The organism is Methanoculleus sp. MH98A (assembly GCF_000691865.1).
Lineage (GTDB): Archaea > Halobacteriota > Methanomicrobia > Methanomicrobiales > Methanoculleaceae > Methanoculleus.
In genome coordinates this window covers 1-645 of the sequence record NZ_JMIO01000288.1, presented here as the reverse complement: position 1 = coordinate 645, position 645 = coordinate 1, and the positions used below count along the sequence as shown (strand labels likewise).

General features: G+C 40.8%; 1 pseudogene. It reads right to left on the bottom strand.

Annotation, left to right across the window (positions count from 1 at the left end):
• Nucleotides 1-567, bottom strand: a pseudogene (locus tag EI28_RS14295) (hypothetical protein); the annotation flags it as partial.
• Nucleotides 568-645 lie beyond the last annotated feature (78 nt).

Below are 645 nucleotides of genomic sequence, written 5' to 3'. Positions count from 1 at the left end.
TGTGGTGCCACCTCTAAATCCATCGGTATATGGGATGCGTTCCAGTGCCAGGGCGTCTTCAACTAAGTTATCGTAGTTTAGAAGAAAATAGTCAATTGTTGGGGAACTTATCCCATCGCTCGCTTTAAGCTTGGTATGGAGAGCACGGACGAATTTTCGATGGGTTAGTATATCGATATCTTTGGGCTTGAGACATTGGACGATGGCCCGCTTAATCTCCTCTAATGCCTGCTTTAATTCATCTTTCGAGTAATGGACACGGTTGAGAATTATTTCTCTTTGTTCAGAGTTACAGTTGCAGCGCCTTTCAACAATAGATATTATATCGGCTAACTCACTCAGATAATCTTCTATTGTAGCGTCGCCCAGGTTCCTCTTTAAATAATTGAGTATTGCTTTTGTTTTTCGACTAGATTTTGAGACCAAAACATGATCTTTAAGCTCTTTGGTGGATGCTAAACCAGCACATTTACTGCAGCCGGCACCGATAAGGAACGTCACCTTCGATTGGGATATGAGATCCTTAAGAGTCTCCACTTCTCCATGGAATTCTTTTGGTATAATCATTTTTCACCGTTCGTTATTCTAAATTCTCTGGGATTTTCTGTGATATCCAAATTTGATGACAATACTCTGCGTTTTGGA